Here is a 19909-nt window from a genome sequence, read left to right on the forward strand (position 1 = left end):
CCTGGATCTGTGCTCTCGCTCGATCCATGGTCCCTTCCGGGTGCGGTAGTTGGTGCGTCGAGACGGGGTGGAGCGGGCCGGTCCGGTGCACTAGCTTCGCCCGCCGCGGGGCGTAGGGGAAGTGGGCGACGGGAGAGGCGTACGCTCGTCGGCACCATGACGTCCGTACGTGTTCCGGCGGGATCGCCCGCCACGGAGGAAGAGGCCCGCGCGGTGCAGGACGCGCTGCGCGCGCGGGTGGTGCTCGACGAGCCGGGGCCGCCGGCCGGATCGGGGTACGTCACCGGGGTCGACGTCGCCTACGACGACGAGCGGGACGTCGTCGCGGCGGCGGCCGTCGTGCTGGACGCGGCGACGCTGGACGTGGTCGCCGAGGCCACCGCCGTGGGTCCGGTCCCGTTCCCGTACGTGCCCGGCCTGCTCGCGTTCCGCGAGATCCCGGCCGTCCTGGCCGCCCTGGAGCGGCTCCCGGTGGCCCCGGGCCTCGTCGTCTGCGACGGCTACGGCCGCGCGCACCCGCGCCGCTTCGGCCTGGCGAGCCACCTCGGCGTCCTCACCGGCCTGCCGACGATCGGCGTGGCGAAGAACCCCTTCATGTTCGCGTACGACGATCCCGGGGCGGCGCGGGGTTCCTGGTCGCCGCTGCTGGCGGACGACGGCGAGGAGGTGGGGCGCGCGCTGCGGACGAGGGCGGGCGTCAAGCCGGTGTTCGTCTCGGTGGGACACCGGGTGAGTCTGGCGGGGGCCTGCGCGCATACGCTGGCGCTGGCCTCGGCGTATCGGTTGCCGGAGACCACGCGGCGGGCGGACGCCCTGTGCCGGCGAGCCCTCCGAGAAACCACAACCTGAGCCCCCACGCCCCCGCACCCACGAACCGGCCTGTTCGCGCAGTTCCCCGCGCCCCTTTGGGGTTTGTGGGTCTCTGCGGCCCGGTGGGGCCCCTTCGCGCAGTTCCCCGCGCCCCTTTCGCGGCACGGGTGCGAGGCGCGCCTGCAAGGGGCGCGGGGAACTGCGCGACCAGCCCCCACCGACCCGCAGACGGACGCGTTCCTCAGGGGCGCGGGGAACTGCGCGAAGGGGTCCCACCGGCCCGCGGGGGCAGACCCGCCGTTCAGGGGCGCGAGGAACCGCGCGAACGGGCCAGGGTGGGTTCAGAACGTGGCTGCCACGCGGAACGTGATGCCCGCCGAGCGCAGGCGCGCCGTCAACGCGTCGCCCATCGCCGCCACCGGCGTGACCTGCCCCGCCGTCACCGGCAGCCCCGCGTCCAGCGCGAGCGCCATCGCCGCCTCCGCGAACATCTTCGCCGTCTCGCCGTACCCCGGATCGCCGCCCGAGACCTCCGTGAACACCCGCCGGCCACCCCCCTCCCCGACGAACCGCACCGAGAACCAGCTCCGCGCCCGCTTCTCCGCGCTCGGCCCGTCGCCCGGCTCCAGCCGGCCCGACAGCCAGCGGCGCGCGGCCGGCAGCTGCGCGGCGGCGAACAGCGCGCCGACCGCCGCGACCCCGCCGACGGCGACCGGCAGGTGCCGGACGGCGGCGTAGTGGCGGTAGCGGAAGTCGGGCCCGTAGCGCGCGAGCGCCTTCGCGGAGCGGCGTACGACCTGCGCGTCGATGGTGGGCAGCGGCAGCGCCCACGCGCCGATCTCGCCCGCGTACCGCGGCGCCCCGGCCGGCGCGGACACCCGCCGGCCGACCAGCCGCGGCTCGTGCCGCCCGCGGTCCCGCGCGGCGGCGATCATCTGCCGGCCGCGGGCGAACTGGTTGAGCGCGGAGGCGAAGGTCCCACCGGAGAACGTGGCGTCGGCGCGCACGTAGCCGTCCACGGTGATCGGCACGTCCTCGGGCAGCTGCTGGACGGTGAAGTACGCGCCGAGGTCGTGCGGCACCGAGTCGAAGCCGCAGGCGTGCAGCAGCCGGGCGCCGGTCTCGCGGGCGCGGGCGTCGTGCCGGACGTAGACCAGGTCCACGAACTCCGGCTCGCCGGTCAGGTCGAGATAGTCGGCGCCGGTGTCCGCGCAGGCGGCGACGAGCTCCTCGCCGTAGGTGACGTAGGGGCCGACGGTCGTGGCGACCACGCGGGCCTGCTCGGCGAGGGCGCGCAGCGAGGCGGCGTCGGACACGTCGGCCCGCAGCAGGCCGACGTCCTTGCCGCCGCCCGGGAGCCCCTCGCGCAGCCGCTCCAGCTTCGCCTCGCTGCGGCCCGCGATCGCCCAGCGCAGATCGTCGGGGGCATGTTCGGCGAGATACTCCGCGGTGAGTCGCCCGACGAAGCCGGTGGCTCCGAAGAGCACGATGTCGTACGGACGGTCCGTCCTCTTCAGCCTGCTCATGACACCCCTCGGTCGTGCGACCCGCGCCGCTGTCGGTGGCTGAGGCTAGCGTGAGGGGTGCGGAGCTTGACGAGGAGCCCGGAGGTGAGCGGTGGCCGTACCGAAGAACGCCCTGACGAAGTGGGAAAAGGTACGCCACTTCGCCCTCGGCCTGCCGGGCGCGGTCGAGGAGTTCCCGTGGGGGGAGACCGTCGCGAAGGTCAACAAGAAGGTGTTCGCGTTCCTCGGTACGCCGGACGGCGACCACCCCTTGGCGATCACGGTGAAGCTCACGGACGAGGCCGTCCACGCCCACGCGCTGACCGCTCCCGGCGCGGAACCGGCCGGTTACGGCCTCGGCAAGGCGGGCTGGGTCCGCGTCCCCCTGGCGGAGAAGGGCGCCCCGCCCGCCGACCTCCTGTGCGACTGGGTCGAGGAGAGCTACCGGGCGATAGCCCCCAAGCGCCTGACAGCGGAACTGGATCCCCGCTGAGCCCGCCCCCTTCCGTGTGTGCTCTCACGGCTGACGGCTGACGGCTGACGGCTGGTCCTTCCGGCCCGCCGGCCCGCCGTGCCCCGGACGGCTCACGGCTCCCGAGCCGCCGTGCCCCCGGACGGCCGGGCGCCGAGCACCATGGTCCTCCGCGGGCCCGCCGTGGCTTGTCGCGCAGTTCCCCGCGCCCCTGAAAAGCCCGCGCCTGGCAGCGCCCCCGTAGGGGCGCAGGTTTTTCAGGGGCGCGGGGAACTGCGCGAAAGGGCCCCACCGGGCCGCAGGCGGGGTGCTGCGGCCGTTCCCGGCCCGTGGCGCCCCCCCCGGACGGCCCGTTCCTGTCCGGGCGGTCTTCGCGGAGCCGAGGCACACTTGGCTAAGCGCTTGCTCTTTCGGGGCTTGTGCCGGGTGGAACGTGTTCTTAGCATCATTGGTGTTACATCGGTTGTGTCACAGCACAGGGGGCCGGATGACAACGGCAAGGACGCCGCAGGGGCCGCTCGCCGGCGTGCGGGTGGTCGAGCTGGCCGGGATCGGGCCGGGGCCGTTCGCCGCCATGCTGCTCGGCGACCTCGGCGCCGACGTGGTGCGCGTGGACCGGCCCGGCGGCCAGGGCCTCGGCATCGACCCGGCGCACGACGTCACCAACCGCAACAAGCGGTCGGTCGTGCTCGACCTGAAGGCCGCCGACGGGGCCGCGCGCGTGCTGGACCTCGTCGCCCGCGCCGACGTGCTCGTCGAGGGGTTCCGGCCGGGCGTCGCGGAGCGGCTCGGCGTCGGGCCCGCGGACTGCCACGCCCGCAACCCCGCGCTGGTCTACGGCCGGATGACCGGCTGGGGCCAGGACGGGCCGCTCGCCCAGCGCGCCGGGCACGACATCGCCTACCTCGCCCTCACCGGCACCCTCGGCATGATCGGCGGGCCGGACCAGCCGCCGCCGCCCCCGGCCAACCTGCTCGGCGACTACGCGGGCGGCTCGCTCTACCTCGTCGTCGGCGTCCTCGCCGCCCTGCACCACGCCCGCGCCACCGGCACCGGGCAGGTCGTCGACGCGGCGATCGTGGACGGCGCCGCGCACCTGTCCACGATGATCCACGGCATGGTCGCCGCGGGCGGCTGGCAGGACCGGCGCGGAGCCAACCTGCTCGACGGCGGCTGCCCGTACTACGGCACCTACGAGACCGCCGACGGGCGCCACATGGCCGTAGGAGCGCTGGAGCCGCAGTTCTACGCCGAGTTCCTGCGCCTGATGGACCTGGCGGAGCACGCCGACGCCCGCCGGGACCCGGCCCGCTGGGACGACCTGCGCGCCGCCGTGACGGCCCGCTTCAAGTCCCGTACCCGCGACGAGTGGACGGCCGTCTTCGAGGGCTCCGACGCCTGCGTGGCACCCGTGCTGTCGCTGCGCGAGGCCCCCGGCCACCCGCACCTCGCCGCGCGCGGCACCTTCACGGACGCCGCGGGCATCACCCAGCCCGCGCCGGCGCCCCGCTTCTCCGCCACCCCGTCCGCCGTCCCCGGCGGACCCGCACTGCCGGACGCCGACCGGGCGGACGTCGCCCGCGACTGGGACGTACCCGACCTCATGAAGGGCCTCGCATGACGCCGGAAGGGCCGCGGATGCAGCGGCGGATCTTCAGCCCCGAGCACGACGCGTTCCGCGACACCGTGCGCACCTTCCTCGCGAAGGAGGTGGCGCCGCACCACGCCCAGTGGGAGAAGGACGGCATCGTCTCCCGCGAGGCGTGGCGCGCGGCGGGCCGCCAGGGCCTGCTCGGCATGGCCGTGCCCGAGGAGTACGGCGGCGGTGGCACCCCCGACTTCCGCTACGGCGCCGTACTCGCCGAGGAGTTCGCCCGCGCGGGCGCCTCCGGCCTCGCGATCGGCCTGCACAACGACATCATCGGGCCGTACCTGACCGGCCTCGGCACCCCCGAGCAGAAGCGCCGCTGGCTGCCCGGGTTCTGCGACGGCTCGCTGATCACCGCGATCGCCATGACCGAACCCGGCGCGGGCTCCGACCTCCAGGGCATCACCACGCGCGCCGAGGACAAGGGCGACCACTGGCTGCTCAACGGCGCCAAGACCTTCATCTCCAACGGCATCCTCGCCGACCTGGTGATCGTCGTGGCCCGCACCACCCCCGAGGGAGGCGCGCGCGGCCTGTCGCTGCTCGTCGTCGAGCGCGACATGCCCGGCTTCGAGCGGGGCCGCAACCTCGACAAGATCGGCCAGAAGGCCCAGGACACCGCCGAACTGTCCTTCACCGACGTGCGGGTGCCGAAGGAGAACCTGCTCGGCGAGCTCAACGGCGCCTTCCTGCACCTGATGACGAATCTCGCCCAGGAGCGGCTGGAGATCGCCGTCGCCGCGATCGCGGGCGCCGAGCACCTGCTCGACCTCACCACCGCGTACGTCAAGGAGCGCGAGGCGTTCGGGCGGCCGCTCGCGCGCCTGCAGCACATACGGTTCGAGATCGCCGAGATGGCCACCGAGTGCGCGGTGACCCGGACGTTCGTGGACCGCTGCATCGAGGAGCACGCGGACGGCGGGCTCGACGCCGTGCACGCCTCGATGGCCAAGTGGTGGGCGACCGAACTCCAGAAGAAGGTCGCCGACCGCTGCCTCCAACTGCACGGCGGATACGGCTACATGAGCGAATTCCCGGTGGCCCGCGCGTTCACCGACGGCCGTATCCAGACCATCTACGGCGGAACGACCGAGATCATGAAGGAGATCATCGGCCGCTCCCTGCTCGCCTGAGACGGCGACCGCCGCGACGACCAGGGCCCGACCGCGGGCCCGAACCGCTCGACCGACCCTCCCCCCGAAAGGCTTTCCCGTGAGCACCGAAGCGTACGTGTACGACGCGATCCGCACCCCGCGCGGCCGCGGCAAGGCGAACGGCGCCCTGCACGGCACGAAGCCCATCGACCTGGTCGTGGGCCTCATCCACGAGATCCGCGCCCGCTTCCCGGGCCTGGACCCGGCCGCGATCGACGACGTCGTGCTCGGTGTCGTCGGCCCCGTCGGCGACCAGGGCTCCGACATCGCCCGGATCGCCGCGATCGCCGCCGGCCTGCCCGACACCGTCGCCGGCGTCCAGGAGAACCGCTTCTGCGCCTCCGGCCTCGAAGCTGTCAACATGGCCGCGATGAAGGTCCGTTCGGGCTGGGAGGACCTGGTCCTCGCGGGCGGCGTCGAGTCGATGTCCCGGGTGCCGATGGCCTCCGACGGCGGCGCCTGGTTCGCCGACCCGATGACCAACCTCGCCACCAACTTCGTGCCGCAGGGCATCGGCGCCGACCTCATCGCCACCATCGAGGGCTTCTCCCGCCGCGACGTCGACGAGTACGCGGCCCTCTCGCAGGAGCGCGCCGCCGACGCGATCAAGGACGGCCGCTTCGACCGCTCCGTCGTCCCCGTCAAGGACCGCGCGGGCCTGGTCGTCCTCGACCACGACGAGTTCCCGCGCCCCGGCACCACCGCCGACTCCCTGGCCAAGCTGAAGCCGTCGTTCGCCGACATCGGCGAGCTGGGCGGGTTCGACGCCGTGGCGCTCCAGAAGTACCACTGGGTCGAGAAGATCGACCACGTCCACCACGCGGGCAACTCCTCCGGCATCGTCGACGGCGCCTCGCTGGTGGCGATCGGCTCCAAGGAGGTCGGCGAGCGCCACGGCCTGACCCCGCGCGCCCGGATCGTCTCCGCGGCCGTCTCCGGCTCCGAGCCGACGATCATGCTGACCGGCCCCGCCCCCGCCACCCGCAAGGCTCTCGCGAAGGCGGGCCTGACCATCGACGACATCGACCTCGTCGAGATCAACGAGGCGTTCGCGGCGGTCGTCCTGCGCTTCGTGAAGGACATGGGCCTCTCCCTCGACAAGGTCAACGTCAACGGCGGCGCGATCGCGCTCGGCCACCCGCTCGGCGCCACCGGCGCGATGATCCTCGGCACCCTCGTGGACGAACTGGAGCGCCAGGACAAGCGGTTCGGCCTCGCCACCCTGTGCGTGGGCGGCGGCATGGGCATCGCCACCATCGTCGAGCGCATCTGACCCCCCTCCCGACGGATCACACGGAGCACATCCACATGAGCACTGAGCCCACCACCATCCGCTGGGAGCAGGACGACACCGGCGTCGTCACCCTCGTCCTCGACGACCCCAACCAGTCCGCCAACACGATGAACCAGGCGTTCCGCGACTCGCTCGCCGCGGTCACCGACCGTCTGGAGGCCGAGCAGGAGTCGATCCGCGGCATCGTCTTCACCTCGGCGAAGAAGACGTTCTTCGCGGGCGGCGACCTGCGCGACCTGATCCGCGTCACCCCCGAGACGGCCCAGGAGCTGTTCGACGGCGGTCTCGCCATCAAGCGCAACCTGCGCCGCATCGAGACCCTCGGCAAGCCGGTGGTCGCCGCGATGAACGGCGCGGCCCTGGGCGGCGGTTACGAGATCGCCCTGGCCTGCCACCACCGCGTCGCGCTCGACGCGCCCGGCTCGAAGATCGGCTGCCCCGAGGTCACCCTCGGTCTGCTGCCCGGGGGCGGCGGCGTGGCCCGCACCGTCCGGCTGCTCGGCATCGCCGACGCCCTGCTGAAGGTGCTGCTCCAGGGCACCCAGTACACCCCGCGCCGCGCGCTGGAGAACGGCCTGGTCGACGAGGTCGCCGCCACCCCCGAGGAACTCCTCGCCAAGGCACGGGCGTTCATCGACGCCCACCCCGAGTCGCAGCAGCCCTGGGACCGCCCCGGCTACCGCATCCCGGGCGGCACCCCGGCCAACCCCAAGTTCGCCGCGAACCTGCCCGCCTTCCCGGCCACCCTGCGCAAGCAGACGAACGGCGCCCCCTACCCGGCCCCGCGCGCGATCCTCGCGGCCGCGGTCGAGGGCTCCCAGGTGGACTTCGAGACCGCCCAGGTCATCGAGGCCCGCTACTTCGTCGAACTGGCCGCCGGGCAGACCTCGAAGAACATGATCCAGGCGTTCTTCTTCGACCTCCAGGCCGTCAACTCCGGCGCCAACCGCCCGAAGGGGATCGAGCCGCGCAAGGTCCGCAAGGTCGCGGTCCTCGGCGCCGGGATGATGGGCGCGGGCATCGCGTACTCGTGCGCCCGCGCCGGCATCGACGTCGTCCTCAAGGACGTCGCCCTCGACGCGGCCGTCAAGGGCAAGGGCTACTCCGAGCAGCTGTGCGCCAAGGCCGTGGCCAAGGGCCGTACGACGCAGGAGAAGGCGGACGCGCTGCTCGCCCGGATCACGCCCACCGCCGACCCGCAGGACGTCGCGGGCTGCGACGCGGTCATCGAGGCCGTGTTCGAGGACTCCTCGCTCAAGCACAAGGTGTTCCAGGAGATCGAGCACATCGTCGAGCCGGACGCCCTGCTCTGCTCCAACACCTCCACCCTGCCGATCACCGCGCTGGCCGAAGGTGTCGAGCGGCAGGACGACTTCATCGGCCTGCACTTCTTCTCGCCGGTCGACAAGATGCCGCTCGTCGAGATCATCAAGGGCGAGCGCACCGGCGACGAGGCGCTCGCCCGCGCCTTCGACCTGGTCCGCCAGATCAACAAGACGCCGATCGTCGTCAACGACTCGCGCGGCTTCTTCACCTCGCGGGTGATCGGGCACTTCATCAACGAGGGCGTCGCGATGGTCGGCGAGGGCGTCGAGCCCGCCTCCGTCGAGCAGGCCGCGGCCCAGGCCGGCTACCCGGCCAAGGTCCTCTCCCTGATGGACGAGTTGACGCTGACGCTGCCGCGGAAGATCCGCAATGAGTCGAAGCGAGCCGTGGAGGAGGCAGGCGGCACCTGGGTCGGCCACCCCGCGGAGGCCGTCGTGGACCGCATGGTCGACGAGTTCGGCCGCCCCGGCCGCAGCGGCGGCGCGGGCTTCTACGACTACGTGGACGGCAAGCGGGCCGGGCTGTGGCCGGGCCTGCGCGAGCACTTCACGAAGCCGGGCCACACCGTCCCGTTCGAGGACATGCAGGAGCGCATGCTCTTCTCGGAGGCGCTGGACACCGTACGGCTGCTGGAGGAGGGCGTCCTGACGTCGGTGGCCGACGCCAACATCGGCTCCATCCTCGGCATCGGCTTCCCGGGCTGGACCGGCGGCGTGCTCCAGTACATCAACGGCTACGACGGCGGCCTCGCCGGTTTCGTGGCCCGCGCGCGGGAGCTCGCCGAGCGCTACGGCGAGCGGTTCGAGCCGCCGGCGCTGCTCGTGACGAAGGCGGAGAAGGGGGAGACCTTCCGCGACGCGCGCTGAGGGACCGAGCCGTGGGGGCCCGCCCGGACACCTCGTCCGGGCGGGCCTCGCCGCCGGGCCTCGCCGCCGGGCCCCGCCGGGCGGCGCCGGACAGGACCCGACGCCGTTCGCCACCGACACGCGTCCGCCCCCGCTCACCCACGACCTGCGACACGCATAACGCTCATAATGGACAAATGCCCCACAGGGCGACACGGTGAGTGCACCTCACATCACCGAGCCGCTCAGGGGGGCAGCCTTGCCGCATCCGCGTGCCGTCTCACGCCGACTCCTCGCCGTCTCCTCGGCCCTCGTCCTGATCAAGAGCACCGTCCTGGCGCTCGCCCCGGGAGCGGCCGCGGAACCCGCCACACCGGTGGCCTATCCGCCCGGCGCCACCGCCACCCGCTTCACCGGCCTCGCCTTCGACGCCTGCACCGCCCCGCCGGCCGCCACGCTCGACGCGTGGCGCGCGTCCTCCTACCGCGCCCTCGCCGTGTACGTCTCCGGCGCCAACCGCACCTGTCGACAGCCGGAGTTGACGTCCTCCTGGGTGACCAAGGTGTCCCGGCTCGGCTGGCGCCTGCTGCCCGTGCACAAGGGGCTCCAACCCCCCTGCGGCGCCCGCCCGTCCGACACGAAGATCAGCAGAACGCCCGCGACGGCACGGGCCCAGGGCACGGCCGCCGCCCGCCAGGCGACCGACCAGGCCAAGACCCTCGGCATGCTGCCCGGCAGCGCCCTCTACAACGACATCGAGAACTACAGCCAGACCGACAGCGGTTGCCGTACGGCCGTCCTGTCGTACCTCTCCGCGTGGACGAAGGAACTGCACCGCACCGGCTATGTCTCCGGCGTCTACATGAACCTCACCCTGGGCGCCCGCCAACTCGCCGCCGCCTACGCCTCCACCACGTACGCCCGCCCGGACGCGCTGTGGATCGCCCGCTACGACGACGCGAGTTCGCTCACGGGCTGGTCCGGCATCACCGACAACGCCTGGGCGGTGCACCAGCGCGCGAAGCAGTACCGCGGCAGCCACGACGAACGGCACGGGGGCGTCACCGTGAACGTCGACTCCGACCGGGTCGACGCGCCCGTCGCCACCGTCGCGTACCCGTACACGGCGACCGGCACGGACCGGGCGCAGGCGCGCGGCGGCCCGTCGGCCGACGCCCCGGTCACGACGTCGTACGCGGCCGGCGCCGCCCTCCGGGTCGTCTGCCAGACCCCCGGCTCCACGGTCGCCACGACACCGGTGTGGGACCGGCTCGCCGACGGCTCCTACGTCTCCGACCACTACGTCAGCACACCGTCGGCCACCGGGTACAGCGCGCCCCTGCCCCGCTGCGCCCAGCCCTTCCAAGTGACCGCCGCACACGGCCTGACCGAACGGACCGGCCCCGGCTCCGGATACGCCGCCGCGGGCAGCCTGCCGCAGGGCGCGCTGGCGTGGGTCACCTGCCAGCGGTCCGGCGCGAAGGTCCGGGCGAACACGGTGTGGGACCGGCTGGACGACGGCCGCTATGTCACGGACCAGTACGTGGCGACGCCCGCCGCGGGGGCGTACAGCCCACCGCTGCCGCGCTGTTGAGCGCGGACGCCGCTACCCCCGAGGTACCCCGTCCTCCTCGTCCCGCGCGCTGAGCCACTGCCGCAGCTCCTCCTTCAACGACCGCTGAAAGGACGTCAGGAGCGCTTCCAACACGAGCGGTTGCATGTGCGCGGACAGCGACTTCACGTCCCGCGGGTCGCGTTCGGCCATCGCGTCCCGCAGCAGCTGCGACAGCGCGTGGGCGGCGGCCCGCGAGTGCTCGACCAGTGCGGTGCGGGCGGCGAGGATCACCTCCTGCGACAGCGGCACGTCGAGGAGTTCGACCGCCAGCCGCAGCAGCCCGGCGTCGACGCGGAAGCCGTCGCCGTCGGGCTGCGCCACGTCCATCGCGACCAGCCGCGCCACGTCCGCGTCGCCCAGCTCCCGGCCGGCCCGGCGCGCCAGCTCCGCCCGTGTCACCGTCTCCAGCGTGTCCGGCGCCCACGACGCCACGACCGCCCGGTGCAGCGCGAGGTCGTGCGCGCTCAGGTCCGCCGGCAGCCGGCGCAGATAGCGCTCGATGGCGGCCAGCGTCATGCCCTGGTGCTGGAGCTCCTCGATCAGCGCGAGCCGGGCCAGATGGTCCTGCCCGTAGTGCCCGACCCGGCGCGGGCCGATCACCGGCGGCGGCAGCAGGCCCTTGGTGCCGTAGAAGCGGACCGTGCGGACCGTGACGCCCGCGCGGGCGGCCAGCTCGTCGATCGTCAGGGTCTGCTCCCCGGTGCCGGTCGTCATGTACAGCAGTATCGCTGTCACACCGGTGCTGTGACACCTCGGAGCGGGCCGGGAGCGGGTCCGCGGGAGGATCCGGGCAGGTCGGGGGCGGCCCGTGGAGATCATGTGCGGGCCCGGCGCCTGTGACCGGCACCACCGCATGGCGGGAGATCTCCGGGGGAAGCAGCTGCCTTGGCCTGTACCGCGACCGGCGGGACACGGGCCGAGCCAGGTACGGACACCCGGGCCCACCGGCCCGCGGAGCACCAGAGAGTGGATCGACCCGTGAGCAACGACACCGTGCGCACCGACACCGCGCGCACCACCGCCGCGAGGCCCGCGCAGCCCGAGACGGCCGCCGCCGAACGCGCCGGGGCCGCCGGGCGCCCCGCCGCCGCGAGACCCGCGGACGCGGGCGACGCCGGCTACAGCAAGGACCTCAAGGCCCGCCACGTCAACATGATCGCCATCGGCGGCGCCATCGGCACCGGCCTCTTCCTCGGCGCGGGCGGCCGTCTGCACACCGCCGGACCCGCGCTCGCGGTCGCCTACCTGGTGTGCGGGATCTTCGCCTTCTTCGTCGTCCGCGCGCTCGGCGAGCTGGTCCTGTACCGGCCCTCCTCCGGCTCCTTCGTGTCGTACGCCCGCGAGTTCCTGGGGGAGAAGGGCGCGTACGCCGCGGGCTGGATGTACTTCCTGAACTGGTCGACGACCGGGATCGCCGACATCACCGCGATCGCGCTCTACACGCACTACTGGAGCGCCTTCACCAGCGTTCCGCAGTGGGTGATGGCCCTCGCCGCGCTCGCGGTCGTGCTCGCCGTGAACCTGATCTCGGTGAAGATCTTCGGCGAGATGGAGTTCTGGTTCGCGATCGTCAAGGTCGCGACGCTGGTCGCGTTCATGCTGGTCGGGATCTTCCTGCTGGCCACGGGCCACCAGGTCGGCGGCCACACCCCCGGCACCGCCGTGATCGCCGACCACGGCGGCCTGCTCCCGCACGGCCTGATGCCGGTCGTGCTCGTCATGCAGGGTGTGATCTTCGCGTACGCCGCCCTGGAGCTGGTCGGCATCGCGGCCGGCGAGACCGCGGAGCCGGCGAAGGTCGTACCGCGCGCGGTGAACTCGATCATGTGGCGGGTGGGCCTGTTCTACGTCGGCTCGGTGGTGCTGCTCGCGCTGCTGCTGCCCGGGTCGGTCTACTCGGCCGACGAGAGCCCCTTCGTCACCGTGCTGTCGAAGATCGGCGTGTCGGGCGCGGGCGACGTGATGAACCTGGTCGTGCTGACGGCCGCGATGTCGTCGCTGAACTCCGGCCTGTACTCCACGGGCCGCATCCTGCGCTCGATGGCGATGGCGGGCTCCGCTCCGCGGTTCACAGCCCGCATGAACCGCAGCCAGGTCCCCTACGGCGGCATCCTACTGACCTGCGCGGTCTGCGTGCTCGGCGTCGCCCTCAACTACCTCGTCCCGGCCCAGGCGTTCGAGATCGTGCTGAACGTGGCCTCGCTCGGCGTGGTCAGCACCTGGGTGATCATCATGGTCTGCCACCTGGTCTTCGTCCGCCGCGCCCGGCAGGGCCTGCTCGCCCGCCCGTCCTTCCGCCTCCCGCTCAGCCCGGTCACCGAGATCGCCACGATCGCCTTCCTGCTCGCGGTGCTCGGCCTGATGTGGGACGACCCCGAGGTGGGCCGCAAGACCCTCCTGCTGATCCCGCTGATCGGCGCGCTCCTGGTCGCGGGCTGGTTCACGGTCCGTAACCGCGTGACTGCCACGACGTCTGCCGAGTCGCCCGCCGATCTGACGAAGTAGCAGGTCAGGACCGGTTGTCAGAGGGACCGCCTACGGTGGCGTCATGTCGGGGATCACCTATGTACGGGGTGACGCCACGCGCCCGTCCGGGGCGGGCGCGAAGGTGATCGCCCATGTCTGCAACGACATCGGCGGCTGGGGGCGGGGCTTCGTGCGAGCCCTGTCGGCCCGGTGGCGCTCGCCGGCCAGCGCGCCGAGCGCCGCGTCGATGGCCTCGTACCGCACGGGCGTTCCCTTGCCGCCGCGCCGTATGCCGTGCTGACCGACCATGTTGGCGACTTAGGTGTCCGGTTCGACCCGGACGAGCCGGATCGCGCCCAGCGCGAAGCCGGCTGGTGCGGCGCGGGATACCGGTGACGGTGTACGACCCGGAGGGGGAACCGGGGTGACCGGGCGCCGAAGGGGACGGCGGGCGGGGTGATCCGCCGTCCTCTCCGGTGTCGCCGAGCGGTCAGTTCGCGTGCAGGTCGCTCGCGTGCAGGTCGTTCGTCGCGGCGATCCTCCGCCAGGACTTCGGCCGGGCGGCCGGGCCCGAAGCGGCCGAGATCGACGCCGTACGGGCCGCAGGCGCGGCCGGCTTGGAGGTCTGGAACAGCCAGGTGTCGAACAGCGCCGACAGCGACTTCCCGGACACCCGCTCGGCGTACGCCTCGAAGTCCGCCACCGACGCGTTTCCGTAGGCGTGCTCGTGCGGCCAGCCCTTCAGGACGGCGAAGAACGCGTCGTCGCCGATCTCGTTCCGCAGCGCCTGGATCGCCAGCGCCCCGCGGTCGTAGACGGCGAGGTCGAACTGGTCGTCGGGCCCCGGGTCGCCCGGCGCGACCGTCCAGAACGCGTCGTCGGCCGGATGGGAGTCGTACACATAGTCCGCGAGCTGCTGCGTCGTGCCCTCGCCCTCGTGCTCGGACCACAGCCACTGCGCGTACCGGGCGAAGCCCTCGTTGATCCAGATGTCCTTCCAGCCCTTCAGCGACACGCTGTCGCCGTACCACTGGTGGGCCAGCTCGTGCACGACCACCGACGTGTTGGCGCCGTTCGCGAACTGCTTGGGGCTGTAGTAGACGCGGGTCTGGGTCTCCAGGGCGTACCCGGTGGTGGTGTTCGGGACATAGCCGCCCGCCGTGGAGAACGGGTACGGCCCGAAATAGCCGCTCAGCCAGTCGACGAGCTCCCCGGTGCGCTCCACGCTCGCCCGCGCCGAGCCGTCGTTGTCGCCGAGGTCCTTGCTGTAGGCGTTGACGATCGGCACGCCGCCCTCGGAGGTGCCGGTCGTGATGTCGAACCGGCCGACGGCGAGCGTGGTGAGGTAGGTCGCCTGCGGCTTGTTCTCGCGCCAGGCGTACCGGGTCCAGCCTGCTTGCGAACTCGTCGACTGGAGCGTGCCGTTGGAGATCGCCTGGGTGCCGTCCGGGACCGCCACGGACACGTCGTAGGTCGCCTTGTCGAGCGGGTGGTCGTTGCTCGGGTACCACCACCACGCCGACTCGGGCTCGTCGGCCGCGACCGCGCCGTCCGGGGTGCGGTGCCAGGTGGTGAAGCCGTACGCGCTCTTGGTGGACGGCACGCCGTGGTAGCGCACCACGACCGTGATCGGCGCGTCCTTGGCCAGCGGTGTGCGAGGGGTGACGACCAGCTCGTGCTGCCCGGACGACGCGAACGACGCGCTCACGCCGTTCACCCGGACCTCGTCCACGTCGAGCAGGAAGTCCAGGTCGAAGGAGGACAGGTCCTGGGTGGTCCGGGCCAGGATCGTGGCGGTGCCCTCCAGTTCGTCCGTCGCGGGCTGGTAGCGCAGCCGCAGGTCGTAGTGGGAGACGTCGTAGCCGCCGTTGCCGTAGTACGGGTAGTAGGGGTCGCCGATGCCCGGCGCGCCGGGGGAGGGGGCCGCCGCGAACGCCGGGATCGCCGGCAACAGCAGGGCCGCCACGAGCGCACCCGGCGCGATGAGTCTGCGGTGCACGTCAGCTCCAAGTCGTGTGTGTGGGGGGAGGGGGGCGGAGTCGATCCGAAGGCTATTGACTCCCTGTGCGGTGGATGTGTCCATGGCCACCCGTGTCACACGATCGCCATTCGGCCGTCATGAACCCCTCGGCCATCAGGGGGAGTTATCGGCCACGCCCGCCCCGCCCACGTCCAGATGCCTCCTTCTGCACACGAGTCCACCGGGGTAGCGTCCGACGCCATGCCCACACGCATGCGCTTCTTCACGACCTGGAGACAGCTCGCGGTGCTCCTCGTCGCAGCCCTGGCGGCCGCCCTCCTCACCCCGGTGGCGGCCCACGGCGCCCCGCGCGAGAGCCGGCCCGTGTACTCCTACGCCCACGCGATCCGCGAGTCCGTCTGGGTCGACACCGGACTCGACGGCGACGGCGACGGACACCCCGACCGCGTCGCCGCCGACATCGTCCGCCCGAGCGAGCCCGCCGCCCAGGGCCGCAAGGTCCCCGTCATCATGGACGCCAGCCCCTACTACTCCTGTTGCGGCCGTGGCAACGAGAGCCAGGTCAAGACGTACGACGCGAACGGCCACGTCGTACAGATGCCGCTGTTCTACGACAACTACTTCGTCCCGCGCGGCTACGCCGTCGTCGGCGTCGACCTGGCCGGAACCAACCGTTCCGACGGCTGTGTCGACGTCGGTGGACGCTCCGACATCCAGTCCGCGAAGGCCGTCGTCGACTGGCTGGGCGGCCGCGCCAAGGCCTACACCTCCCGCACCGGCACCACCACCGTCAAGGCCGGCTGGACCAACGGCAGAACCGGCATGATCGGCAAGAGCTGGGACGGCACCATCGCCAACGGCGTCGCCGCCACCGGCGTCAAGGGCCTGAAGACCATCGTGCCGATCAGCGCCATCTCCTCCTGGTACGACTACTACTTCGCCCAGGGCGCCCCGCTGTACGACTCCGGCCCCGACTGGCTCTCCGACGCCGTCGAGAGCGACGGAGCCCGCGCCCACTGCGCGGCCGTACAGCAGAAACTCGTCGACGGCGCACCCCGCGACGGCGACTGGACCGGTCTGTGGACCGAGCGCGACTACGTCAAGGACGCGAGCAAGGTGAAGGCCAGCGTCTTCCTCGTGCACGGCCTCCAGGACCTCAACGTGCGCGACAAGAACTTCGGCCAGTGGTGGGACGCGCTCGCCAAGAACGGCGTCGACCGCAAGATCTGGCTCTCGCAGACCGGGCATGTCGACCCGTTCGACTACCGTCGCGGCGCCTGGGTCGACACCCTGCACCGCTGGTTCGACCACGAACTCCTCGGCTACGACAACGGCATCGACCGCGAGCCGATGGCCGACGTGGAACGTCACCCCGACCAGTGGACCACCTCGACGGTGTGGCCGCCGCGCACCACCGCGGCCACCACGCTGCGCCCGGCGGCCGGCCCGGAGGCGGGCGTCGGCACCCTCGGGCTCACCACGGGCCACGGCACCGAGACCTTCACCGACGACCCGAAGCTGAGCGAGACCGACTGGGCCGCGCACGCCACCGCCGCCACCGCGGAGAAGGCGAGCTTCGTCACCGCCCCGCTCGCCCGGGACCTGCGCGTGTCGGGTTCGTCGAAGGTGACCGTCACCGCGACCCCGACCACCGCGACGGCCCATCTGTCCGCCGTCCTCGTCGACCTCGGCCCCGACACGATCCGCGACTACGCCGACGCCGCCGAGGGCATCACCACCCTCACCGACCGCACCTGCTGGGGCGCGAGCACCGCCGGGGACAGCGCCTGCTTCCTCACCACCGCGGCGAAGACGACCGACGTCGAGGCGAACGTGGTCAGCCGCGGCTGGGCCGACCTCGGGCACTACGCGTCCGCCCGCAAGGGCGTCCCGCTCACCCCGGGCAAGGCGTACACCATGACCCTCGACCTCGCGGCGACCGACCACGTCGTCCCGAAGGGCCACCGGCTGGCGCTGATCGTCGCGGGCACGGACCGCGACCTCATCGACCCGCCGGCCGACACCCCGACGGTCACGCTGGACCTGTCGCGCACGTCCGCGTCGATCCCGCTGGTCGGCGGGGCGGCGGCGTTCCGGGCCGCGACGGCGGCTACCACTCCGACCACGCCGACGAGCCGCACCGCGCACGCGACGGGGGCGCCTCGGGCGACGTCGACGACGGGGCGGATGCCACTGGGGTAGGCGTCCTTGGGGCGGATGCCGCCGGGGTGGCCCTCGGGGCTGTCGGCCGCAGGGTTTCCGAGGCGGCGGGCCCCTGGGCGTCAGGCGGGTCCGCGGGCCGCAGGGTCCGGGGCCCCGGTCCCGAACCCCGGTCCTGGCCCCCGGCGCCGTTCTGCGGGCCGCACCGGCTCTCGGGCCGGTGGTCCCTGGCCCCGGCGTTCGCCCATCGCCGGGGCCCGCGGGCTCCGGTGGCTGCCGGTCAGCAGGACACCGCGGTGGAACCGGGCCGGGTCACCGGCCCGGTTCCACCAGCGCCGCAGCCTGCTCCGCGCAGCCCCATGCCACCGTCACCCCGGCCCCGCCGTGGCCGTAGTTGTGCACCAGGGCGCGGCCCTCTCCCGGCTCCTCGCGCTCCAGGCGTACCGCCTCCCGCGCGGGCCGCAGCCCGACCCGGTGGCCCAGCACCCGTGCCCCCGCGAGTTCCGGCCTGAGCGCGGTGCAGCGCCGTACGATCGCCGCCGCCTCGGCCGGGTCCGGCTCCCGCGACCACACCCCGTCCTCCGCGGTGCCGCCGAGCAGCACCCGGTCCCGCTGCGGGAAGACGTACGCCATCGTGCCGTCGGCGGCCTTGGAGACCACCCACGTCTCCAGCCCCGGGTTCTCCACCACGACCAACTGCCCGCGCACGGGCGTCAGCAGGGGGTCCGGCACCAGCTCGCGGGCGCCGAGCCCGGTGCAGTTGACGACCACCGGCGCCGCCTCGAAGCCCTCCGCGAGCGCGGACACCGCGCGGTCCTCCACGACACCGCCCGCGTCTTCCAACCGCCGCCGCAGGTAGGCCAGATGGACCGGCATGTCGAGCAGCGGCAGGCGCGCCCGCACGCCCTCGCCGCCGTACTCGCCGGGCGTCGCGGCCCGCAGGTCCGGCAGCCGGTCGCCCACGAGGTCCCGCGCCTCGTCCAGGGTGGTCTCGCCGAGTACGCCTTCGACCATCCGTACGCCGCTCGCGCCGGGGTCCTTCGCCAGCCGCTCGTACGCGTCGAGCGAGCGCAGCGACCAGCCGCGGACCAGCTCGGCAGGCCGGATCCGGTACGGCCACCACAGCGCGCCGGCAACCGCCGAGGTGGTCGCCTCGCCGGACTCCCGCGCCCACACCCGTATCCGCAGGCCGCGCTCGGCGAGCACCACCGCCGTCGTCAGCCCGATGACCCCACCGCCGACGATCACCGCGTCGGCCCGCTGCGCACTGTTCACGTCCGGACCGTAGCGGAATGTCCCATGCCGCGGTCAGCGCCCGGTCCCTGTGGGGATACTCACAGCATGTCTGCCGCATACGCGACCTTCGGCCTGGCGCCGGCCGTCCGCGCCGGTGGCGTCCTCGCGAGCGGCGCCTACCAGGTCCACCGCGACTTCGTGGACTTCGTCGTGGACGGGCGCCCGCTGCTGTTCCGCCTCAGCGACCTGGACGCCGTCTCGCCGCTGGCCTCCGACGTCCCGCCCGCGGTCTTCACCGAGCAGGTCCGGGCCCTGCTGCTCGAGGCCCGGCCACCGCTGCCCGACGGCCGGTTCATCGTCTACGGCTGCCCCGAGTGCGCCGACCTCGCCTGCGGGGCGGTCACCGCGGTCATCGAACGCGACGGCGACGACTACGTGTGGCGGGACTTCGCCTGGCAGACCGAGGACCACGCCGACCTCGAACTCAACGGTTACCACGGCATAGGGCCCTACCGGTTCCGCGGCGAGGAGTACCGGGCGGCGCTGACCCCGCTGCTCGGCGCCGCCGCGCCGGGCCGCCGCCGGGTACTGCTGATCGGGCCCCGGGTCGCGCTGCTGGCCAAGCTGGCGGCGGCGCTGCGCGGCATCGGCGTGGGCGCGGACATCGCCCACGACACGGCGGGCGTACCCGCGGAGGAGCTGCGCGGCTACGGGGCGGTCGCCTTCGGGGAGACGGTGGGCGAGCCGGAGCGGGCCGCCGTCCGGGAGGCGTTCGCCCGCGCCGGGGTCGACGCCGCGTTCGTCGAGGGCCTCGCCCCGATCGTGCCGCTGCTCGTCGCGCAGATCGAGCACGCGCTGGACCGCAGCCCGGAGGAGCGCCGGCGGCTGACCCGGCTGAGCACGGGGGGTGGGGAGGCGGGCGTCGAGGTCACGTCGTCGTGCCGGGTCCGCGTCACGACGTACCGTCTCGACCGCCTCTCCCGCCCGCGCAGCGAGGAGGTCTTCGACGGCGTCCTCGAACCGGGCACCCACCGCATCGCCCTGGCGACGAAAGGCCGCTCGTACGTGGTGGCCCGAACGGCAGGCAGCGTACTCGTGGAGCCAACGGCCCGCTGACCCGTCCGTGCCCGGCGGGTCGATGGCCCGCTGACCCGTCCGGGCCCGGCGGGTCGATGGCCCGGTGACCCGTCCGTGCCCGGCGGGGGCGATGGCCCGGTGGCTCGGCCGCGGCCCGGTGGGGGCTGATCGCGCAGTTCCCCGCGCCCCTGAGGCACGCCCCGGACCGGCACCCTTGAGGGGCGCGAGAAACTGCGCGCCCGACCACGACGCTCCCGCACGGCCTCCCGCGCCGACCGAGGCACCCGCCTAGGGGCGCGGGGAACTGCGCGCTCAGCCAC

The 19909-nt window shown here is 73.2% G+C and carries 14 protein-coding genes and 1 pseudogene; 11 read left to right on the top strand and 4 right to left on the bottom strand.

Features of this window, described 5'->3' with window-relative positions; all coding sequences use genetic code 11:
- Positions 1 to 156 precede the first annotated feature (156 nt).
- Positions 157 to 849: an endonuclease V gene (locus WN71_RS18835; RefSeq protein WP_046586361.1), complete on the top strand. Its 693-nt coding sequence runs from the start codon at positions 157 to 159 to the stop codon at positions 847 to 849.
- A 302-nt stretch (positions 850 to 1151) separates the two neighbouring features.
- Here WN71_RS18835 and WN71_RS18840 read toward each other — a convergent pair whose 3' ends face one another.
- Positions 1152 to 2336 (bottom strand): saccharopine dehydrogenase family protein, encoded by a 1185-nt coding sequence (locus WN71_RS18840; RefSeq protein ID WP_046586359.1) that lies wholly within the window; start codon positions 2334 to 2336, stop codon positions 1152 to 1154.
- A gap of 91 nt (positions 2337 to 2427) precedes the next feature.
- On the opposite strand from WN71_RS18840, the gene WN71_RS18845 reads away from it, so the two are divergent.
- The 6 genes from WN71_RS18845 (at position 2428) to WN71_RS18870 (ending at position 10648) form a co-directional block, all read left to right on the top strand.
- A complete protein-coding gene (locus tag WN71_RS18845) occupies positions 2428 to 2808 on the top strand; it encodes an MmcQ/YjbR family DNA-binding protein (protein ID WP_046586357.1) in 381 nt (126 codons plus the stop codon).
- Positions 2809 to 3274: 466 nt separating this feature from the next.
- Positions 3275 to 4408, top strand: coding sequence for a CaiB/BaiF CoA transferase family protein (locus WN71_RS18850; RefSeq protein ID WP_079177953.1), 1134 nt, complete (start codon positions 3275 to 3277; stop codon positions 4406 to 4408).
- A gap of 17 nt (positions 4409 to 4425) precedes the next feature.
- The gene (locus WN71_RS18855) at positions 4426 to 5568 is read left to right on the top strand and encodes an acyl-CoA dehydrogenase family protein (protein WP_046586355.1); all 1143 of its coding nucleotides are present in this window, start codon (positions 4426 to 4428) and stop codon (positions 5566 to 5568) included.
- Positions 5569 to 5647: 79 nt separating this feature from the next.
- The gene (locus WN71_RS18860) at positions 5648 to 6862 is read left to right on the top strand and encodes an acetyl-CoA C-acetyltransferase (protein WP_046586353.1); all 1215 of its coding nucleotides are present in this window, start codon (positions 5648 to 5650) and stop codon (positions 6860 to 6862) included.
- Between the two features lie 35 nt (positions 6863 to 6897).
- Entirely contained in the window at positions 6898 to 9075 is a 2178-nt protein-coding gene (locus WN71_RS18865; protein ID WP_046586351.1) for a 3-hydroxyacyl-CoA dehydrogenase NAD-binding domain-containing protein, read from the top strand.
- Between the two features lie 238 nt (positions 9076 to 9313).
- Complete coding sequence (locus WN71_RS18870) at positions 9314 to 10648, top strand: glycoside hydrolase domain-containing protein (RefSeq protein WP_079177954.1); 1335 nt, start codon at positions 9314 to 9316, stop codon at positions 10646 to 10648.
- Between the two features lie 12 nt (positions 10649 to 10660).
- Here the strand turns inward: WN71_RS18870 and WN71_RS18875 are convergent, their stop codons facing one another.
- Positions 10661 to 11383, bottom strand: coding sequence for a MerR family transcriptional regulator (locus WN71_RS18875; protein ID WP_046586416.1), 723 nt, complete (start codon positions 11381 to 11383; stop codon positions 10661 to 10663).
- Between the two features lie 279 nt (positions 11384 to 11662).
- Here WN71_RS18875 and WN71_RS18880 point away from each other — a divergent pair, with 279 nt between their 5' ends.
- Positions 11663 to 13174 carry an amino acid permease gene (locus WN71_RS18880; RefSeq protein ID WP_167382935.1) on the top strand — a complete coding sequence of 504 codons (1512 nt, stop codon included), beginning with the start codon at positions 11663 to 11665 and terminating at the stop codon, positions 13172 to 13174.
- A gap of 43 nt (positions 13175 to 13217) precedes the next feature.
- Positions 13218 to 13367, top strand: a pseudogene (locus WN71_RS43460) (Appr-1-p processing protein); the annotation flags it as partial.
- 258 nt (positions 13368 to 13625) lie between these two features.
- Here WN71_RS43460 and WN71_RS18885 read toward each other — a convergent pair.
- Positions 13626 to 15134 carry a M1 family metallopeptidase gene (locus WN71_RS18885; RefSeq protein ID WP_046586349.1) on the bottom strand — a complete coding sequence of 503 codons (1509 nt, stop codon included), beginning with the start codon at positions 15132 to 15134 and terminating at the stop codon, positions 13626 to 13628.
- 222 nt (positions 15135 to 15356) lie between these two features.
- Between WN71_RS18885 and WN71_RS18890 the strand changes: the two genes are divergently transcribed.
- Positions 15357 to 17318 (top strand): Xaa-Pro dipeptidyl-peptidase, encoded by a 1962-nt coding sequence (locus tag WN71_RS18890; protein WP_046586347.1) that lies wholly within the window; start codon positions 15357 to 15359, stop codon positions 17316 to 17318.
- Positions 17319 to 17588: 270 nt separating this feature from the next.
- On the opposite strand, the gene WN71_RS18895 is transcribed toward WN71_RS18890, so the two are convergent.
- A complete protein-coding gene (locus WN71_RS18895; protein WP_046586344.1) occupies positions 17589 to 18551 on the bottom strand; it encodes an FAD-dependent oxidoreductase in 963 nt (320 codons plus the stop codon).
- A 66-nt stretch (positions 18552 to 18617) separates the two neighbouring features.
- Between WN71_RS18895 and WN71_RS18900 the strand changes: the two genes are divergently transcribed.
- A complete protein-coding gene (locus tag WN71_RS18900; RefSeq protein WP_046586343.1) occupies positions 18618 to 19628 on the top strand; it encodes a hypothetical protein in 1011 nt (336 codons plus the stop codon).
- The last annotated feature ends 281 nt before the right edge of the window (positions 19629 to 19909 follow it).

It is taken from the genome of Streptomyces mangrovisoli, from assembly GCF_000974985.2.
Classification (GTDB): Bacteria; Actinomycetota; Actinomycetes; order Streptomycetales; family Streptomycetaceae; genus Streptomyces; species Streptomyces mangrovisoli.

What these genes read in the sequence shown, in the direction of transcription:
- WN71_RS18835 (WP_046586361.1), top strand. Translation starts at nt 157, where the DNA reads ATGACGTCCGTACGTGTTCCGGCGGGATCGCCCGCCACGGAGGAAGAG.
- WN71_RS18840 (WP_046586359.1), bottom strand. Translation starts at nt 2,336, where the DNA reads ATGAGCAGGCTGAAGAGGACGGACCGTCCGTACGACATCGTGCTCTTC.
- WN71_RS18850 (WP_079177953.1), top strand. Translation starts at nt 3,275, where the DNA reads ATGACAACGGCAAGGACGCCGCAGGGGCCGCTCGCCGGCGTGCGGGTG.
- WN71_RS18855 (WP_046586355.1), top strand. Translation starts at nt 4,426, where the DNA reads ATGCAGCGGCGGATCTTCAGCCCCGAGCACGACGCGTTCCGCGACACC.
- WN71_RS18865 (WP_046586351.1), top strand. Translation starts at nt 6,898, where the DNA reads ATGAGCACTGAGCCCACCACCATCCGCTGGGAGCAGGACGACACCGGC.
- WN71_RS18875 (WP_046586416.1), bottom strand. Translation starts at nt 11,383, where the DNA reads ATGACGACCGGCACCGGGGAGCAGACCCTGACGATCGACGAGCTGGCC.
- WN71_RS18890 (WP_046586347.1), top strand. Translation starts at nt 15,357, where the DNA reads ATGCCCACACGCATGCGCTTCTTCACGACCTGGAGACAGCTCGCGGTG.
- WN71_RS18900 (WP_046586343.1), top strand. Translation starts at nt 18,618, where the DNA reads ATGTCTGCCGCATACGCGACCTTCGGCCTGGCGCCGGCCGTCCGCGCC.